This is a genomic window from Streptomyces sp. NPDC053755 (assembly GCF_040677675.1).
Lineage (GTDB): Bacteria > Actinomycetota > Actinomycetes > Streptomycetales > Streptomycetaceae > Streptomyces.
The window spans coordinates 84,296-100,423 of sequence record NZ_JBFASK010000010.1 but is presented as its reverse complement, the minus strand read 5'-3'; the positions used below and the strand labels follow the sequence as shown (position 1 = coordinate 100,423).

13 protein-coding genes and 1 tRNA gene are annotated in these 16,128 nt (G+C 72.7%); 9 read left to right on the top strand and 5 right to left on the bottom strand.

Annotated elements, in window-relative coordinates; translation table 11 throughout:
* From AB0K65_RS13015 to AB0K65_RS13005, 3 genes are all read right to left on the bottom strand, one after another.
* Positions 1-1,010: hypothetical protein (locus AB0K65_RS13015; protein ID WP_365715875.1), on the bottom strand; the 1,010-nt coding region annotated here is incomplete at its 3' end.
* A gap of 120 nt (positions 1,011-1,130) precedes the next feature.
* Entirely contained in the window at positions 1,131-3,794 is a 2,664-nt protein-coding gene (locus tag AB0K65_RS13010) for an SUKH-4 family immunity protein (protein WP_365715874.1), read from the bottom strand.
* A gap of 7 nt (positions 3,795-3,801) precedes the next feature.
* On the bottom strand, positions 3,802-4,788 hold the full coding sequence (locus tag AB0K65_RS13005) for an HNH endonuclease (RefSeq protein WP_365715873.1): 987 nt from the start codon (positions 4,786-4,788) through the stop codon (positions 3,802-3,804).
* A gap of 243 nt (positions 4,789-5,031) precedes the next feature.
* On the opposite strand from AB0K65_RS13005, the gene AB0K65_RS13000 reads away from it, so the two are divergent.
* Together AB0K65_RS13000 and AB0K65_RS12995 are read left to right on the top strand one after the other, a co-directional pair.
* Positions 5,032-5,541 carry a YwqJ-related putative deaminase gene (locus AB0K65_RS13000; protein WP_365715872.1) on the top strand — a complete coding sequence of 170 codons (510 nt, stop codon included), beginning with the start codon at positions 5,032-5,034 and terminating at the stop codon, positions 5,539-5,541.
* A gap of 10 nt (positions 5,542-5,551) precedes the next feature.
* Complete coding sequence (locus AB0K65_RS12995) at positions 5,552-6,043, top strand: SUKH-3 domain-containing protein (protein ID WP_365715871.1); 492 nt, start codon at positions 5,552-5,554, stop codon at positions 6,041-6,043.
* Between the two features lie 80 nt (positions 6,044-6,123).
* On the opposite strand, the gene AB0K65_RS12990 is transcribed toward AB0K65_RS12995, so the two are convergent.
* Entirely contained in the window at positions 6,124-7,452 is a 1,329-nt protein-coding gene (locus AB0K65_RS12990) for a histidine kinase (protein WP_365715870.1), read from the bottom strand.
* Between the two features lie 139 nt (positions 7,453-7,591).
* On the opposite strand from AB0K65_RS12990, the gene AB0K65_RS12985 reads away from it, so the two are divergent.
* The 7 genes from AB0K65_RS12985 to AB0K65_RS12955 all read left to right on the top strand — a co-directional run bounded on the left by AB0K65_RS12985 (position 7,592) and on the right by AB0K65_RS12955 (position 13,179).
* Positions 7,592-7,667, top strand: a tRNA-Gln gene (locus AB0K65_RS12985).
* 108 nt (positions 7,668-7,775) lie between these two features.
* The gene (glmU, locus tag AB0K65_RS12980; protein ID WP_365715869.1) at positions 7,776-9,224 is read left to right on the top strand and encodes a bifunctional UDP-N-acetylglucosamine diphosphorylase/glucosamine-1-phosphate N-acetyltransferase GlmU; all 1,449 of its coding nucleotides are present in this window, start codon (positions 7,776-7,778) and stop codon (positions 9,222-9,224) included.
* 121 nt (positions 9,225-9,345) lie between these two features.
* Positions 9,346-10,320, top strand: coding sequence for a ribose-phosphate diphosphokinase (locus AB0K65_RS12975; RefSeq protein WP_365715868.1), 975 nt, complete (start codon positions 9,346-9,348; stop codon positions 10,318-10,320).
* A 238-nt stretch (positions 10,321-10,558) separates the two neighbouring features.
* Positions 10,559-11,149, top strand: a complete 591-nt coding sequence (locus AB0K65_RS12970; RefSeq protein WP_365715867.1) for a 50S ribosomal protein L25/general stress protein Ctc — start codon at positions 10,559-10,561, stop codon at positions 11,147-11,149.
* 115 nt (positions 11,150-11,264) lie between these two features.
* Positions 11,265-11,861 carry an aminoacyl-tRNA hydrolase gene (gene pth / locus AB0K65_RS12965; protein WP_365715866.1) on the top strand — a complete coding sequence of 199 codons (597 nt, stop codon included), beginning with the start codon at positions 11,265-11,267 and terminating at the stop codon, positions 11,859-11,861.
* A 39-nt stretch (positions 11,862-11,900) separates the two neighbouring features.
* Positions 11,901-12,344, top strand: coding sequence for a hypothetical protein (locus AB0K65_RS12960; RefSeq protein ID WP_365715865.1), 444 nt, complete (start codon positions 11,901-11,903; stop codon positions 12,342-12,344).
* 94 nt (positions 12,345-12,438) lie between these two features.
* On the top strand, positions 12,439-13,179 hold the full coding sequence (locus AB0K65_RS12955; RefSeq protein WP_365715864.1) for an LPXTG cell wall anchor domain-containing protein: 741 nt from the start codon (positions 12,439-12,441) through the stop codon (positions 13,177-13,179).
* Between the two features lie 74 nt (positions 13,180-13,253).
* Here AB0K65_RS12955 and ppc read toward each other — a convergent pair whose 3' ends face one another.
* On the bottom strand, positions 13,254-15,983 hold the full coding sequence (ppc, locus tag AB0K65_RS12950; RefSeq protein WP_365715863.1) for a phosphoenolpyruvate carboxylase: 2,730 nt from the start codon (positions 15,981-15,983) through the stop codon (positions 13,254-13,256).
* Between the last annotated feature and the right edge of the window lie 145 nt (positions 15,984-16,128).

The window sequence follows — 16,128 nt, the reverse complement described above, 5'->3', positions numbered from 1 at the left end:
TCCGGTTCGCGGTCCCGGTCCTCGCGGTCCGGTTCGCGGTCCCGGTCCTCGCGGTCCGGTTCGCGGTCCCGGTCCTCGCGGTCGGGGTCCGGTTCCCGGTCCTGCTCCTGCCCGCCCCGGCCCTCGCCCCGGTCGCGGTCGCGCTCCCGGGCCGGGGCGACCCGGCCGGTCAGCGCCGCCAGGGACGTACGGATGTGGTCCATGTGGGCCAGGATCTCCTCGCGGGCCTCCTCGTGCTCGCGCAGCACCCGCTCCGTCTCGCGCTCCGCGCGCTCCTGACGCATCCTCGCCTCCGCGAGGATCTCCGCGGCCCGCGCCTCCGCGTCCTCTTGTCCGTGGCGGGCGTTCTCCTCCGTCTCGGCGTACGCCCGCTTCGCCGCGTCCCACCGCGACTCGGCCGCACCGAGCAGCTCCGTGTGCCGCGCCTCCTGCTCCACCCGCCGGGCCGTCGCCGCGCGGTCGGCGTCCTCCGTGAGCGACGCCTGCTTCCGCCGCTGCGCGGCGAGGAGCGCCTCGGCCCGCCGCCGCGTCTCCTCCAGCCCGGCCCGGCCCTCGCCCCGCAGCTCCTCCGCCTCGCCACGCGCCCGGGCCCGCAGCTCCTCCGCCTCGGCACCGGCCGCCCCCAAGGCCGCCGCGACCGCGGCGTCCGCCTCGGCGAGCACCCCGTCCGCGTGCGCCCGGGCCGCCTCGGCCACCGCCCGGGCCGCCGCCCGCGCCTCCTCGCCGAGGGCCTGCGCCGCGGCCTCTGCGGCGCGTACGAGCTCCTGTTGCTCCGTCTCCGCCAGCTCCAGGATCCTGCGCGCCCGCTCGCTCAGGGAGTCGTACCGCTGCGGCGCCAGGTTCTCCACGGCCTGCCGCAGCCGCGCGGCCTCCGCCTCCCGCTCCTCGACGAGGGCGGTGAGCCGTGCCGCGCGCTCCCAGGCGTCGTCGCGTTCGCCGGTGAGGGAGGTGACGTGGCGGTCGACCTGCGCGGGGCGGTATCCGCGACCCCGTCCGACGGCGAAACCCATTCCTGACGCCCCTTCCGGTCCTGGCTGACCTCTCCAGGATGCGGCATCGGGCAGGACAAAAGGCGCCCGACTTGGATACGTCGGACGCCTTCCGTCATAAACCGGCCAGGGCCGACAGCCCTAGAGCAGGCCGTCCCACATCTGCTCCAGGAGCACCGACCACCAGCTGTCCGGGGACGCCAGCGCGGCCGGGTCCAGCATCGCGAGCTGCGCCTGGAAGTCGACCGTCCAGCGGCCCGCCTGCTCGGGGTTGAGCCCGAACCGCAGCCGCCACATCCGCCCCAGCAGCGCCATGGACCGGGTGAACTCCGGCAGCCCGCTGTTCACGAACTGCGGTGGCACCGGCTGCCCGCCCGGACCGGACTCGACCGGTACGGCGACGATGTGCGCCGTACCGTACTGGACACAGATCGCCCGTCCGAAGTCGGAGCCGATCACGAGGTACGAGCCCGCGTCCGACGCCGGCTGGATCTGGCGCTGCGCGGCCAGTTCGGCGAGCGTCGGGACGACCGGCTGGGCCGGCTGGGCCCAGAAGAACGGCCCGAAGTCGGCCGGAAGACCCGCCCAGACGAGCGTCAGCGCCACCACCTCGGGCACGCCCTGCCGGGACACCGCCCGCTGGTCGAACCGGCAGATGCCCGGACCGAACGCGCCCGCCAGCTCCTGCGCGACGCCCTCCGGCGGGACCGGCGGGAGCGGCTGCACCTGCGGCAGCGGCGCTCGGACCGGGGCCGGGCGGGCGGGGCCGTCCGCCACCTGGTGCAACTCCCCCTGATGGGTGAGGAGCTGCCGCATGCCCTGCTGCCGGCTGGAGTGACCGGTGCCGTACGGGGCGATGTTGGTGATCCGCGCCTGCGGCCAGGTCTCCCGGATCATCCGGGCGCAGTAGCCACCGGGCAGCTCACAGGACTCCAGCTCCGTGTGCAGTTCGAGCACCTGCTGCGGCGGCACGTTCATGGCGCGCAGCTCGTGCAGGATCTGCCACTCCGGGTGCGGGGTGCCGGGCGCGGACCGGCGGATGATCTGCGCCTCCGACCCGTCGGGCGCGCGGTAGCGCAGCACGGCCTGGTAGCCGGGGCCGACGGTCGGCTGCCCCGTCGGCTGTTGCGGATAGCCGTACGCCGGCGGCGGCACGGCGGCGCCCAGGGGTCCGGGTGCCGGTGCCGGCGGGGGCGGGACGGCCGGACCACCGGGGCCGGGCTGCGCGAGCATCGTCGCCGCGTGGTGCACTCCCGGCGCACCGGGAGCGGCCGGAGCCGCGGGCGCGCCGGGGGCACCCGGAGGGCCGGGGGGCGTCGGCGGGCCACCGGGGCCCGGGTTGGCCAGCATCGTCGCGGCGTGCTCGACCCCGCCGCCCCGCGTCCCCGGCGCGCCGGGCGGCGCGGGCGGAGGCGGCGGCGTGCCGGGGCCGCCCTGGCTCGGGTGCGCGAGCATGGTCGCGGCGTGGTGCACGGGCTGCGGAGGCGTCGGCGGCCCCGGGGCCGCGGGCGCGCCGGGAGGCCCGGGAGGCTGGGGCCCGTCGGGTCCCAGCTGCGCCACCATCTGCGTCGGTACGTAGGCCCCGGCGGGGGCTCCGGGCACACCGGGCGCCTGCGGCGGCGGAGGTGTCGTGCTCCCCCCGCCACGGGTACCGCGCGGCGGCAGGGCGGCCTTGCTCGTGGCGGCGTCCGCGATGTCCCCGGCGCCCGGCACACCGGGCGCCGGCGTGCCGGAACCCGCGGCGCCAGGACCGGCGGATCCTCCGGGTCCCGCGGGCGGCGGAGTCGCGCCGCCGCCCGCCGGCGCACCGGCGTCAGCGCCGACGGGCCCCGACGGAGCACCGGGGGTGCCGGGAGCCGGAGACGCGCCGGGCCCGCCGGGGGCCGCAGGCGCTGACGCCTCGGGCCCGTCCGGCCGGGGGGCCTGGGGGTCCAGCCTCGGGGCGATGGCGGTCGGCGGCAGCGCGCTGCCGCCGGACATCAGCGCCGTGGGAGCGTCGGCCCCGACCATCGGCGGCGGGGTGTCGTCGTCGTCCGCGCCCGACAGCGGCGGCGCGAAGACCGTCGCCGGCAACGGCACCGACCCGTCCGCGCCACCCGAACTCGCGTTCGCGTCGGCCCACGCGGACGAACCGCCCGCACCGCCCGAGCTCGCGTTCGCGTTCGCGTCGGCCCACGGCGACGAACCGCCCGCACCGCCCGAGCTCGCGTTCGCGTCGGCCCACGGGCTCGCGGACGAACCGCCCGCACCGCTGTCGCCGCCCGTGGCGTCCGAAGCGCCCACGCCTCGCGCGCCCCCGGCGCTCGCGTCCGCCCACGGGCCGCTCGGCGCGCTCGCCGGCACCCCGTCCTGAGCCGTCGGATCGTAGTCGGGCACGGAGTCCGGCGTCGCCGGACTCCCGCCCGTCTGGGAGGCGTTCGGGCCCTTCGGCGGCAGACCCAGCTTGTCCGCCGCGTCCTGCAGCCACTCCGGCGGACTCAGCAGGAACGACGTCTGGTTCAGATCCACCCGCTCCGGAGGCGCCGCCGCCGGGCCCGTGTCCTCCGCCGCCCCGTACTCCTCCTCGTAGCGCCGGATCACCTCGCCCACCGGCAGACCCGGCCACAGCGTCGCCTCACCGCTGTCGCGCGCGATCACCAGGCGCTGACGACCGCCGTCCGACGTCGGGCCCTCCTCGCGGTCCTCGGCCCACACCACGAACCCCAGACCGAATTCCCGCACCCGCACCTCGCGGTGCTGGTACGCGGGCACGTCGCCGTTGATCCATTCCTCGGCGCGCTCCTGCGCCTGCGCGAACGTCACCATCGCTACGTCACTCCCCCACCGGGACCACGGGCACGGCACGCGCGAACCCGCCGTCCACCATCAGGTTCGCCACCGTCTCCAGCTCCGGCGGATTGCCCGCCAGACGCTGGAGGAAGACGTCGAAGTCCTCACCACACGGCAGGAGCAACCGCTCCACCCGCTCGTTCACCGTCCAGCCGTCCTGGTCCCGCGCGTCGTCGTACGCGCAGAACCACACCGTCCCGACCCGGTCGCCCTTCACCTTCACCGCGATGATCCCGCCCTGCGCGAAGGCCACACCCAGATAGTCCTTCGTCAGGTGGTCCCGCAGGCACTTGTTGACGTAGACGAGGTCATTGACGCCCGCCTCCTCGCGCACCGTGAAGAACGGCTGGTCCACCAGCAGGCCCAGCTCCGCGTCGAGCGCCGCGCCGACCGGCGCGCAGCCGCCCGCCGCCTTCAGGAAGGAGCGGTACGCGCCCGGCAGGCGGTAGCCCAGGTCCTCCTCCACACCGAGGAGCTGCTGCTCCGACACCGACACGCGCCCCTTCGGCAGCCCGAAGTGCGCCGGCCGGGTCTCCTGCAGCGGCCGCGTACCCCGCTTCGTCTGGTCCACGGCGGCCGTCGCGATCCCGCCGTGGTGGCGCAGCAACGCCTTCACCTCGACCGGCACCAGCTCCATCCGCCGGCCGCCCGCCACGTGGTGCCACGTCCAGCCGTGCGGAGTCGCCACGGCCGGGATCGTGTCCCACAGCTCGTGCCCCGTCGCCGCCAGCGCCGCGTTCGCCGACACGTAGTCCGTCAGCCGCAGCTCGTCGACCCCGAAGCCCTCCGGCGGTTCCGCGATCTCGGCGGCCGCACGGGCGTACGGTGAGAAGTCCGGGTAGCCCTGCTCGTCCACCCGTACCCCTCTGGGGTGCCGGGAGGCCCGGACCGGATCCGGGAAATGCACGACCTGCCCGGCATAGGCCGCGTTCGGTGGCGCGGCTGACTGCCCGAGCCGACCTGTCGTCATGGCGGATGCCCCCTGCGCTGGCTGCTGGCTGATTCCGCACAGCCTATGCGCTGCCACAAGGACCCGACCCGGCCCGATACGGCCACGACCACAGGCCGTGACCAACTGTCACGAGCGGATGACGCACCGGCGATAGTTCCGACACACCGGGAGCTGTTTTCGTGCCCCGCTTCCCCAGGAGGTGCCCCATTTGGCAGTCTGTTCCCGCAACTCGGGGGATTGCAGGAGGGGAAGAAACGCACCATGTACGCAGCACCGACGCCCACTCAGGGTGACCCACGCCTCAACTGGAGCAGCACCGAGACGACCCGCGCACCGTTACTGCGCTTCCGTCGCGACGGCATCCTCCCCACCGTCGGCGCCGCCCTGTCCGTACGCGGCGAAACCCTCACCTGCACCGCGGGCCGGGGCGACCAGCCCCCCGCGCTGCACCCGCTCGTCCAGGACTTCCTGGACACCCTCACCAGCGGCCAGCGCGAACGCTTCACGGGCCGCTGCCCCGAAGCGATCCTGCTCTCCCGCCATCTCGCGGCCACCGACGCCGGACGCTCCAAGCGCGCCCAGCGCAAGCCCCTCACCCACGGCGAGGCCCGCCGTTCGCTCAAGCACGCCAAGCTGACCGCCCGCCGCATCCGTGAGGCCGGCGACCCGCTCCACGGCAGTTACGCCGCGCCCTGCCGCTCCTGTACGGCGATGCTCGCCCACTTCGGTGTCCGCACCGTCGACCCCACCTCGACTGTCGAGAACGGCTGACCGCACCTCCATGCCCGACCACCTGAGCACCACCCGGTTCCCGGTCAACGTCGACGCCGCCCTCCGCGAGGCGGGCTGGCAACCCGGCCGCTGGGACATCAAGCTCGCCGAGCAGTGGGCCGACGCGCTCCGCGCCCACGTCTCGCCCGGGGGCCACCGGCACCACGTCTTCCCGGCCGCCGTCGAGGCCTGGGCGGAGTTCGGCGACCTGCGCGTGACCGCCCCCGGTGCCGGACGCCAGATCGCCCCGGCGACCGTGCGCTTCGACCCCCTCGCCGGTCTCCACATCGCCCGCACCCTCGCGGACCTCGGCCGCGCGCTCGACACCCGGATCGCGCCACTCGGCGAGGAGGGCGACCATCAGGCGGTCCTCGCGATCGACCTGGAAGGGCGCGTCTACAGCCTCGACCACACCGGCGACTGGTTCCTCGGACGCGACATCGACGCGGCCCTTGCGACCCTGATCACCGGGACGCAGCCCACACGGCTCGTGACCGGCTGAGGGCCGAGAGGGAAGGGCGGCGAACGGGCCGGCCCGAGGACGAGGCCGGACGCCGGGCGGTACGCCGCAACACCACCCCCCTACGCCGCCCGCTGCTCCCCCACCGGCAGCACGGCCGACACCCGGAAGCCACCCGCGTCCGTCGGCCCCGACACGAACACGCCACCCAGGCGGGTCACCCGCTCCCGCATCCCCACCAGTCCATTGCCCCCGCTCGGCAGATGCGCGTCCGCCGCCGCCGCCCCGTCCGAAGGGCCGTTCTCGACCTGCATGGCCACCTCGGCGTCCCGGTGCGCCAGACGGACCACGACCTTCGCACCGGCAGCGTGCTTGTGCACGTTCGTCAACGCCTCCTGCACCACCCGGTACGCCGTACGCTCCACCTCCGCCCCGTACCCCCGCGCCTCCCCCAGCACCACCAGCTCCACCACCGCACCCGCCTGGCGCGACTGCTCGACAAGCGACTCCAGCGCGTCCAGACAGGGCCCGTCCTCCGAAGCCGCCTCCGCCGCCGCGGCGGCCGCGAGCCCCACCGCCGCCAACGGCACCGCCACCGGAGCCGGGGCCGCCCCCTCCCGCAGCACCCCCAGCATCTCCCGCAGCTCCGTCAACGCCTGTCGGCCCATGTCACCGACCAGCGCCGCGTTCTTCACCGCCTTCTGCGGGTCCTTCAGCGCCACCGCCTGCAACGCGGCCGCGTGCACCACCATCAACGACACCCGGTGCGCGACCACGTCGTGCATCTCCCGCGCGATCCGCGTCCGCTCCTCCTGCCGCGCCCACTGGGCCCGCTGCTCCGCCCGGTCGGCCAGCAGCGACAGCTCCTGCTCCAGACTGTCCGCCCGCTCCCGCAGACTCTCCATGAGCCGGCGCCGCGCCCCTATGTAGAGGCCGAAGAGCACCGGCGGCGCGTTGAGGCCGAGTGTCATGAAGAGGGAGACCACGGGCACGTACCAGCCACTCGGGTCGAAGTCCCGCTGGTCGACGTCCGCCTGGGCGACGTCCTGGCGCAGCCGCACCACCGTCACAAGGAACACGGCGACCGTGGACATCCCCGCGAGGGCGGCGGTGATCCGGCGGGGCACCTCGGAGGCGGCGAGCGTGTAGAGCCCGACGATCCCCATCAGATAGCCCATCTCGGCCGGGGTGATGGCGATCGAGACGAGGACGACGGTGATGGGCCACCGCCGCCGCACGAGCAGCGCCGACCCGGCGATCAGCCCGAACAGCACCCCCACCGGAACCGGCAGCGACGCCTGTCCGGCGAACCCGACCCCCTCGAGCGCGCACTCCAGCGCCGACACGACGGCCAGCCCGATGTCCAGTACCGCACTACGCCGTCTCCCCCACCACCACGGGCCACGGGCGGTCGGACCCGTGGCCTCCTGGTGGGCCCCCGTTGTGGTCATGGCTCCCAGCCTACGGGCGGTGGCGACCCGTTTTCCGGAGAGCGCGGGGCCGCACCGTCGCATGGAGGGGCCTTGGTACGGCATAGTGTTGGGTGCCGGTCCGGCGACCTGACCTCATGTCCGGTTCAGCCGGATATCATCCCCCATGGTGTAATCAGGCAGCACTGCGGTTTTTGGTACCGTCTGTTCAGGTTCAAATCCTGATGGGGGAGCCACACTTCTCGCCGGGTCCCGACTGCGCAGTCGGGACCCGCGCTCGTTTCCGCCCGGAAACCCCCCGGTATCCTGCGGTTGTCCACCACCCGAAGCCGAAGGGCATTCCCGTGAGCGCCAACCGCCCGGCCGCCGTCGTCGTCCTCGCAGCGGGTGAGGGCACCCGCATGAAGTCCAAGACCCCCAAGGTCCTGCACGAGATCGCCGGGCGCTCGCTCGTCGGACATGTCGTCTCCGCCGCCCGCGAGCTGGAGCCCGAGAACCTCGTCGTGGTCGTCGGGCACGCCCGCGAGCAGGTGTCCGCACACCTGGAGGCGGAGTACGCCGGCACCCGCACCGCCGTGCAGCACGAGCAGAACGGCACCGGCCACGCCGTCCGCATGGGCCTGGAGGAGCTCGGCCAGTCGCCCGACGGCACGGTCGTCGTCGTCTGCGGGGACACCCCCCTGCTCTCCGGCGAGACGCTGCGGGCCCTCGCCGCCACGCACGCGGCCGACGGGAACGCCGTCACGGTGCTCACCGCCGAGGTCCCGGACTCGACCGGATACGGGCGGATCGTCCGGGACCAGGCCAGCGGCGCGGTCACGGCGATCGTCGAGCACAAGGACGCGTCCGACGCCCAGCGGGCGATCAAGGAGATCAACTCCGGGGTCTTCGCCTTCGACGGCCGGCTCCTCGCGGACGCGCTGGGGAAGGTGCGGACGGACAACAGCCAGGGCGAGGAGTACCTCACCGACGTGCTGTCGATCCTGCGCGAGGCGGGCCACCGGGTGGGCGCGTCGGTGGCCGGCGACCACCGGGAGATCCTCGGGATCAACAACCGGGTACAGCTCGCCGAGGCGCGTGCGCTGCTGAACCAGCGGCTGCTGGAGCGGGCGATGACGGCGGGCGTGACGATCGTGGACCCGTCGTCCGTGCTCGTCGACGTGACGGTGACGTTCGAGCGGGACGCGATCGTGCACCCCGGTACGCAGCTCCTGGGGGTCACCCACATCGGCGAGGACGCGGAGGTGGGCCCGAACACGCGCCTGAAGGACACGACGGTCGGCCGGGGCGCCCGGGTGGACAACACCGTCGCCGACGCGGCCGAGATCGGCGAGAGCGCCTCCGTGGGGCCCTTCGCGTACCTCCGTCCGGGGACGCGGCTCGGCCTCAAGGCGAAGGCCGGCACGTACGTGGAGATGAAGAACGCCACGATCGGCGAGGGCACGAAGGTCCCGCACCTGTCCTACGTCGGGGACGCGACGATCGGCGAGTACACGAACATCGGCGCGGCGAGCGTCTTCGTGAACTACGACGGCGAGGCGAAGCACCACACGACCGTCGGCTCGCACTGCAAGACGGGTTCGGACAACATGTTTGTGGCGCCTGTCACGATCGGGGACGGCGCGTACACCGCCGCCGGGTCCGTCATCACGAAGGACGTACCCGCCGGCGCGCTGGCCGTCGCCCGGGGCCAGCAGCGGAATATCGAGGGTTGGGTGGCGCGCAAGCGTCCCGGCAGCGCCGCCGCGCAGGCCGCTCAGGCGGTCGTCGAGGGGCCTGCCGGCGAAAGCTGACCGGAAACGGGTACGTCGAACTCGGCGTACCGTGATACGTGCACATAAATTCGGCTGGCTCGCACGCGCGCACGAAGGCTCGTTGGTCGCGGCCAGGGAACACGTCTGAGGAGACAGTGCTGTGACCGGGATCAAGACGACCGGCGAGAAGAAGCTGATGCTCTTCTCCGGCCGCGCCCACCCCGAGCTGGCCGAGGAGGTCGCGCACCAGCTGGGTGTCGGCCTCGTGCCGACCAAGGCTTTCGACTTCGCGAACGGCGAGATCTACGTCCGTTTCCAGGAGTCGGCTCGTGGCGCGGACTGCTTCCTGATCCAGAGCCACACGGCTCCGATCAACAAGTGGATCATGGAACAGCTGATCATGCTGGATGCGCTGAAGCGGGCTTCGGCCCGCAGCATCACCGTGATCATCCCCTCGTACGGCTACGCCCGTCAGGACAAGAAGCACCGCGGCCGTGAGCCGATCTCGGCCCGCCTGATCGCCGACATGCTGAAGACGGCGGGCGCCGACCGGATCCTCACGGTCGACCTGCACACCGACCAGATCCAGGGCTTCTTCGACGGTCCGGTCGACCACCTGTCGGCGCTGCCGGTGCTCGCCGACTACGTGGGCGCGAAGGTGGACCGGGCGAAGCTGACGATCGTGTCCCCGGACGCCGGCCGAGTGCGGGTCGCGGACCGCTGGTGCGACCGCCTGGACGCGCCGCTGGCGATCGTGCACAAGCGCCGTGACAAGGACGTCGCCAACCAGGTGACGGTGCACGAGGTGGTCGGTGACGTCGAGGGCCGGGTCTGCGTCCTGGTCGACGACATGATCGACACGGGCGGCACCATCTGCGCCGCCGCGGACGCGCTGTTCGCGCACGGCGCGGAGGACGTCATCGTGACGGCGACGCACGGCATCCTCTCGGGGCCGGCCGCGGACCGTCTGAAGAACTCCAAGGTCAGCGAGTTCGTCTTCACGGACACGCTGCCCGACCCCAGCTCCCTGGAGCTGGACAAGATCACGGTGCTGTCGATCGCGCCGACGATCGCGCGCGCGGTGCGCGAGGTCTTCGAGGACGGTTCGGTGACGAGCCTCTTCGAGGAGCAGTAGACCCCGCGGGCACGTCGCCGAGGGCCGTTCTCCCGTGTGCCGGGAGGACGGCCCTCGTCGTGTCACGGTGATCCAATTGGGTGACCGGGGGCAGGGCGAGTAGACTGCCGTAGTTGCTCGGCGAGGGAGGCCGTACCCGTGGTGGTACGGCGGTCCGTTATCGACGCGCTCTTCGTAGCAGGCCAGTCGTGGCCGGGTAGCCGACACACTGTCCGTTTTCTGCTTACGAGGAGTGCACATGTCCGAGGTCAAGCTCGCCACCGAGACCCGCACCGAGTTCGGCAAGGGCGCCGCCCGCCGCATCCGTCGCGACAACAAGGTCCCCGGCGTCGTCTACGGTCACGGCACCGAGCCGGTCCACGTCACCCTGCCGGGCCACGAGCTGCTGCTCGCCCTGCGCACCCCGAACGTCCTGCTGTCCCTGGACATCGACGGCAAGACCGAGCTGGCCATCCCGAAGGCCGTGCAGCGCGACCCGCTGAAGGGCTTCCTGGAGCACGTCGACCTGCTGCTCGTCCGCCGTGGCGAGACGGTCACGGTCGAGGTCGTCGTCGAGACCGAGGGCGAGCTGGCCCCGGGCAGCTTCCTGGTCGAGAACGTGCTCAACACGCTCTCCGTCGAGACCGAGGCGACCCACATCCCCACCTCCGTGACCGTGTCGATCGCGGGCCTGTCGGCCGGTGACTCGATCGCCGCCAAGGACGTCCCGCTGCCGTCCGGCACCACGCTGGCCACGGACGCCGACGCCGTCGTCATCCAGATCCTGGCCGCGCAGGCCGAGGAGCCGGCCGCCGACGCCGAGGGCGCGGCCGAGGGCGCCGAGGCCTGAGCCGTAGGCTCCGCCTGACGTGACGGGGTGACGGGCCGCGACAGCGGCCCGTCACCCCGTTTCTCCGTACGCGCGGGTGAACGCGCGTGCACGCATTCGAGGAGACGTGACGCACATGACGGACGACGCGAACGCCCCCTGGCTGATCGTCGGTCTCGGCAACCCCGGTCCGGAGTACGCGGCCCACCGGCACAACGTCGGGTTCATGGTGGTCGACCTGCTCGCCGGGCGGATCGGCGGGAAGTTCAAGCGGGCGCAGAAGGCGCAGGCGCAGGTCGTGGAGGGCCGGATGGGGCCGCCCGGACCGGCCAACCGCCGGGTGATCCTCGCGAAGCCGATGTCGTACATGAACCTCTCGGGCGGCCCGGTGACGGCGCTGCGCGACTTCTACAAGGTACCGACGGCTCATGTCGTGGCGATCCATGACGAGTTGGACATCGACTACGGCGTGCTGCGCCTCAAGCTCGGCGGCGGGGACAACGGTCACAACGGACTGAAGTCGATGACGAAGGCGATGGGGCCGGAGTACCACCGGGTGCGGTTCGGCATCGGACGTCCGCCGGGCCGGATGCAGGTGGCGGACTTCGTCCTGAAGGACTTCTCGTCGACGGAGCGCAAGGAGCTGGACTACTTCGTGGACCGGGCGGCCGATGCGGTGGAGTGCCTGGTGGAAGAGGGTCTGGAGCGGGCTCAGTCGGCGTACAACTCCTGACGGGTCACGCCTGCCGGTACGACTGTACGATCGCGGGTCATGAACCACGCCCGTAACGCCGCCATGGCCCTGGTCGCCCTGTTGCTCGTCGTCGGGGGCGTCTGGTCGTCCTGGGACACGGCGCAGCACATACTCCTTCCGAAGGGCCGTGAGCACGGCACGTTGACGGTGACCGGCTGCAACGAGGAGACGTGCAGCGGGCGTTACATCCCCGAGGGCCCGGCTTCGCCGCACCGGACGCTGACGATCGACCACTCGGTGGCGGCGGCCGAGGGCCAGACGCTGCCGGTGGTGGTGAAGCCGGGGACGGAGGAGGCGGTGCGCACCGGCTGGGGCGGCGGGCTGCACTCCTGGCTGCCCCTGGGCGGGGCGCTGTTGCTGGCCGCTCCGGTGGTCGGGGGCGGGCTGCGGATGACGCGAACGGCCTGGTCGGTGGCGGGTCTGGGCGGAGCCGTGCTCCTGGGAGCGTTCTTCGCGCTCTGATTGTTACCTCCACCTGGTTAAGGGTGGCTTAAATGCGCCGGTAGGCTGCCTCAGCCGCCCCCCACGGCCTCCCTCATCCCAGTTGGACAGCCCTATGAGACGTTCCCTGATTTCCGCCGGCACCGTCGTCACCGCAGTGACGGCCGCTTCGCTGCTGCTGGCTCCCGCCGCTTCCGCCACGGGCAACCCCAAGGGTGACCCGAAGGGGGACAACGGCACCGTGAAGATCCACGACGCCAAGACCGGCGAGGAGCTCCGTAAGAACGAGCCCAAGGTCTGCACCTTCTACCTGGACGCCTTCGGCTTCGACGCCGGCCAGAAGGTGGACTGGCAGATCAAGGCCTGGGCGAAGAACGACCAGGACAAGGGCACCGTCGTCAAGACCGGTGTCATCACGCTCGACGCCGATGGTCACGAGCGCACCGAGGACATGACCCTTCCGGACGGGCAGTACAAGCTGTTCTGGGACTTCGAGGGCAAGAAGGGGGCCCCGAAGCACAAGGTCTTCAAGACCGACTGCGAGCCCGGCACCGAGACGCCCGGGACCGAGACCCCGGGCACGGAGACGCCCGGCACGGAGACCCCCGGCACGGAGACCCCCGGCACGGAGACGCCCGGCACCGAGACCCCCGGGACCGAGACCCCGGGCTCGTCCGAGTCCCCCTCCCCCAACGCCCCCGGTGAGCAGGGCGGCAAGGACACGGGCGACTCCGACGGCAACCTGGCCGAGACCGGCTCCGGCGCCCCCGTGGGTGTCCTCGCCGCCGTCGCCGTCGCCCTCGCGGGTGTCGGTGGCTTCCTGGTGACGCGTCGCCGCAAGGCCCAGCAGCACTGATCCCGCTACGCGAGGTGCCCCCGTCGCGGTCCCGAGGACCGCGACGGGGGCACCGTCGTTCGTGCGGGCGGGTGTCAGCCGGTGTTGCGCAGGCCGGCGGCCACGCCGTTGACCGTGAGCAGCAGGGCCCGGGCGAGCAGCGGGTCCGGCTCCTCGCCGCGCTCGACGGCCGCGCGCTGGCGGGCGAGGAGGGCGACCTGGAGGTAGGAGATCGGGTCCAGGTAGGCGTCGCGGATGGCGAAGGTCTGCTGGAGGACGGGGTTGGAGTCCAGGAGCTTCTCGCCACCGGTGATCTTGAGGACCTCGGCGACGGTCAGCGCGTGCTCGGCCTCGATGGTGTCGAAGACGTGCTTGAGGTCGTCGGGGACCAGGGTGTCGACGTAGTGGCGGGCGATCCGCAGGTCGGTCTTCGCGAGCGTCATCTCCACGTTGGAGAGGAAGTTGCGGAAGAAGTGCCACTGCTCGTACATCTCGCCGAGGACCGGGTCGAGACCGGCCTCGCGCAGGGCCTTGAGGCCGGAGCCGACGCCGAACCAGCCGGGGACGATCTGCCGGGACTGGGTCCAGCCGAAGACCCACGGGATGGCCCGCAGGCCGTCCAGGGAGACGCCCGAGCCGGGGCGGCGGGAGGGCCGCGAGCCCAGGTGCAGGTCGGCGAGCTGGTCGACCGGGGTCGAGGCGAGGAAGTACGTCGGCAGGTCCGGGTCCTCGACCAGCCTGCGGTACGCCGTGTGGGCGGCCTCCGAGACGGTGTCCATGGCCGCGTCCCAGCGGGCGAGGGCCTCGTCGGACTGCCGGGGCGCGGTGTGCAGGGCGGAGGCCTGCAGCGTGGCGGCGACGGTCAGTTCGAGGTTCTCCCGCGCGAGGGACGGGATCAGGTACTTGTCGGAGATGACCTCGCCCTGCTCGGTCACCTTGATCTCGCCCTCCAGGGTTCCCCAGGGCTGGGCGAGGATGGCGTCGTGCGAGGGGCCGCCGCCGCGGCCGACGGTGCCGCCGCGGCCGTGGAAGAGGCGGAGCCGTACGCCGTAGCGGTGGGCGACGTCGCGCAGCCGGCGCTGGGCGCGGTGGATCTCCCACTGGCTGGTGGTGATGCCGCCGAACTTGGAGGAGTCGGAGTACCCGAGCATGACCTCCTGGACGTCACCGCGGAGGGAGACGAGGCGGCGGTAGGACGGGTCGGCGAGCATGCCGTCGAGGATGACGTCGGCGGCCTTCAGCTCCTCGGTGGTCTCCAGGAGCGGCACGATGCCGATCTTGGCCCAGCCGGCGTGCAGGTCGATGAGGCCGGCCTCGCGGGCGAGGACGGCGGCGGCGAAGACGTCGTCGGCGCCCTGGCACATCGAGATGATGTACGACTCGATGACCTCGGGGCCGAACCGCTCGAAGGACTCCTTGATGGTGTGGAACACCCCGAGGGTCTTCTCGCCGGCGGCGTCGAGCGGGGCCGGGGTGGGCGCGAGCGGGCGGCGCGAGCGGAGCTCCTTGGCGAGGAGCTTCTGCCGGTAGTCGCGGGGCATGTCGGCGTACCGCCAGGACTCCTCGCCGAGCCGGTCGAAGAGCTGGCCGAGGGCGTGGTGGTGGGCGTCGGCGTGCTCGCGGACGTCCATGGTGGCGAGCTGGAGGCCGAAGGCGGTGAGGGTGCGGATGGTGCGGTCCATCCGGCCCTCGGCGAACAGGCCGCCGCGGTGCTCGCGCAGGGAGGTCTGGATCAGGGCGAGGTCGTGGACCAGTTCGGCGGTGCCGAGGTAGTCGCGGCCGTCCTGGTGCGCGGTGCCGTTGGCCAGGCGCTCGCGGGTGTTGACGAGCTTCTGGCGGATGCAGGTGGCCTTGAGCCGGTAGGGCTCCTCGGCGTTGAGGCGCTTGTACCGGGGGCTGATCTCCGGCAGGCGCTCCAGGTCGGCCTGGAGGGAGGTCAGCAGCTCGTCGGTGGCGCCGGCGTAGCGGATGGAGTTGGAGAGGAAGCCGCGCAGCTCGTCGATGAGGTCGAGGGCGTCGTTGATGCCGTGCTCGTGCTGGAGGATCAGCACTTCCCGGGTCACCGCGGGGGTGACGTTGGGGTTGCCGTCGCGGTCGCCGCCGATCCAGGTGCCGAAGGTGAGCGGGCGGGTGCCGGGCGGGAGTTCGACGCCGACGCGCTCGAGTTCGGCGGCGAGGTCCTCCAGGACGTCGCCGACGGCGTTGGCGTGCAGCTCGTCCAGGTAGTAGATGGCGTTGCGGGCCTCGTCGGCCGGCTCGGGGCGTACGACGCGGAGTTCGTCGGTCTGCCAGATGAGGTCGATGTTCTCGGCGAGCCGGAGGTCGATGCGGCGCCGGTCGGCCTCGATGACCGGGGTCTCCAGGAGGGCGGCGATCCGGCGCAGCTTGTTGAGGACGGAGCGGCGGGCCGCCTCGGTGGGGTGGGCCGTGAAGACCGGCCGGACGTTGAGGTTCCGCACCGTGGCGCGGACATGCTCGGGGTCGCCGTCCTTGAGCATGTCGGCGGTGCGGGCGAGGAGTCCGCCCTCGGCGGCACGCTTCTCGCGCATCTCGCGGCCGCGGTGCACCTGCTCGGTGACGTTCGCCAGGTGGAAGTAGGTGGAGAAGGCGCGCACGAGCTTGGCGGCGGTCTCCAGGTCGGTGTCGCCGAGCAGCTCGGCGGCGGCCTCGCCGTCCTCGCGGGTGAGCCGGCGGACCTTCTCGACCAGGTCGAGGAGGTCGTGGCCCTCCTGGCGGACGAGGGTCTCGCCCAGCAGGTCGCCCAGTCGGCGGATGTCGGAACGCAGCTCGGCGCTGGCGGTGGGGGTCTGGTCGGCACTGCTCACAGGTGCGGCTCCTTGCAGTGTTTGAGCACGTCTGGAGGGGGTCTGGAGGCTTGCGGACCGCGCTGTCCGACGCACCAAGGATAGGTGTCCGTGGGCGCGGCGCCGCCGGTGGCCCTGTTGCGCCCTCTTGCCGCGCGCCACCGCG

What these genes read in the sequence shown, in the direction of transcription:
- AB0K65_RS13000 (WP_365715872.1), top strand. Translation starts at nt 5,032, where the DNA reads ATGTACGCAGCACCGACGCCCACTCAGGGTGACCCACGCCTCAACTGG.
- AB0K65_RS12990 (WP_365715870.1), bottom strand. Translation starts at nt 7,452, where the DNA reads ATGACCACAACGGGGGCCCACCAGGAGGCCACGGGTCCGACCGCCCGT.
- AB0K65_RS13005 (WP_365715873.1), bottom strand. Translation starts at nt 4,788, where the DNA reads ATGACGACAGGTCGGCTCGGGCAGTCAGCCGCGCCACCGAACGCGGCC.
- AB0K65_RS13010 (WP_365715874.1), bottom strand. Translation starts at nt 3,794, where the DNA reads ATGGTGACGTTCGCGCAGGCGCAGGAGCGCGCCGAGGAATGGATCAAC.
- AB0K65_RS12960 (WP_365715865.1), top strand. Translation starts at nt 11,901, where the DNA reads ATGAACCACGCCCGTAACGCCGCCATGGCCCTGGTCGCCCTGTTGCTC.
- AB0K65_RS12995 (WP_365715871.1), top strand. Translation starts at nt 5,552, where the DNA reads ATGCCCGACCACCTGAGCACCACCCGGTTCCCGGTCAACGTCGACGCC.
- AB0K65_RS12955 (WP_365715864.1), top strand. Translation starts at nt 12,439, where the DNA reads ATGAGACGTTCCCTGATTTCCGCCGGCACCGTCGTCACCGCAGTGACG.
- AB0K65_RS12970 (WP_365715867.1), top strand. Translation starts at nt 10,559, where the DNA reads ATGTCCGAGGTCAAGCTCGCCACCGAGACCCGCACCGAGTTCGGCAAG.
- pth (WP_365715866.1), top strand. Translation starts at nt 11,265, where the DNA reads ATGACGGACGACGCGAACGCCCCCTGGCTGATCGTCGGTCTCGGCAAC.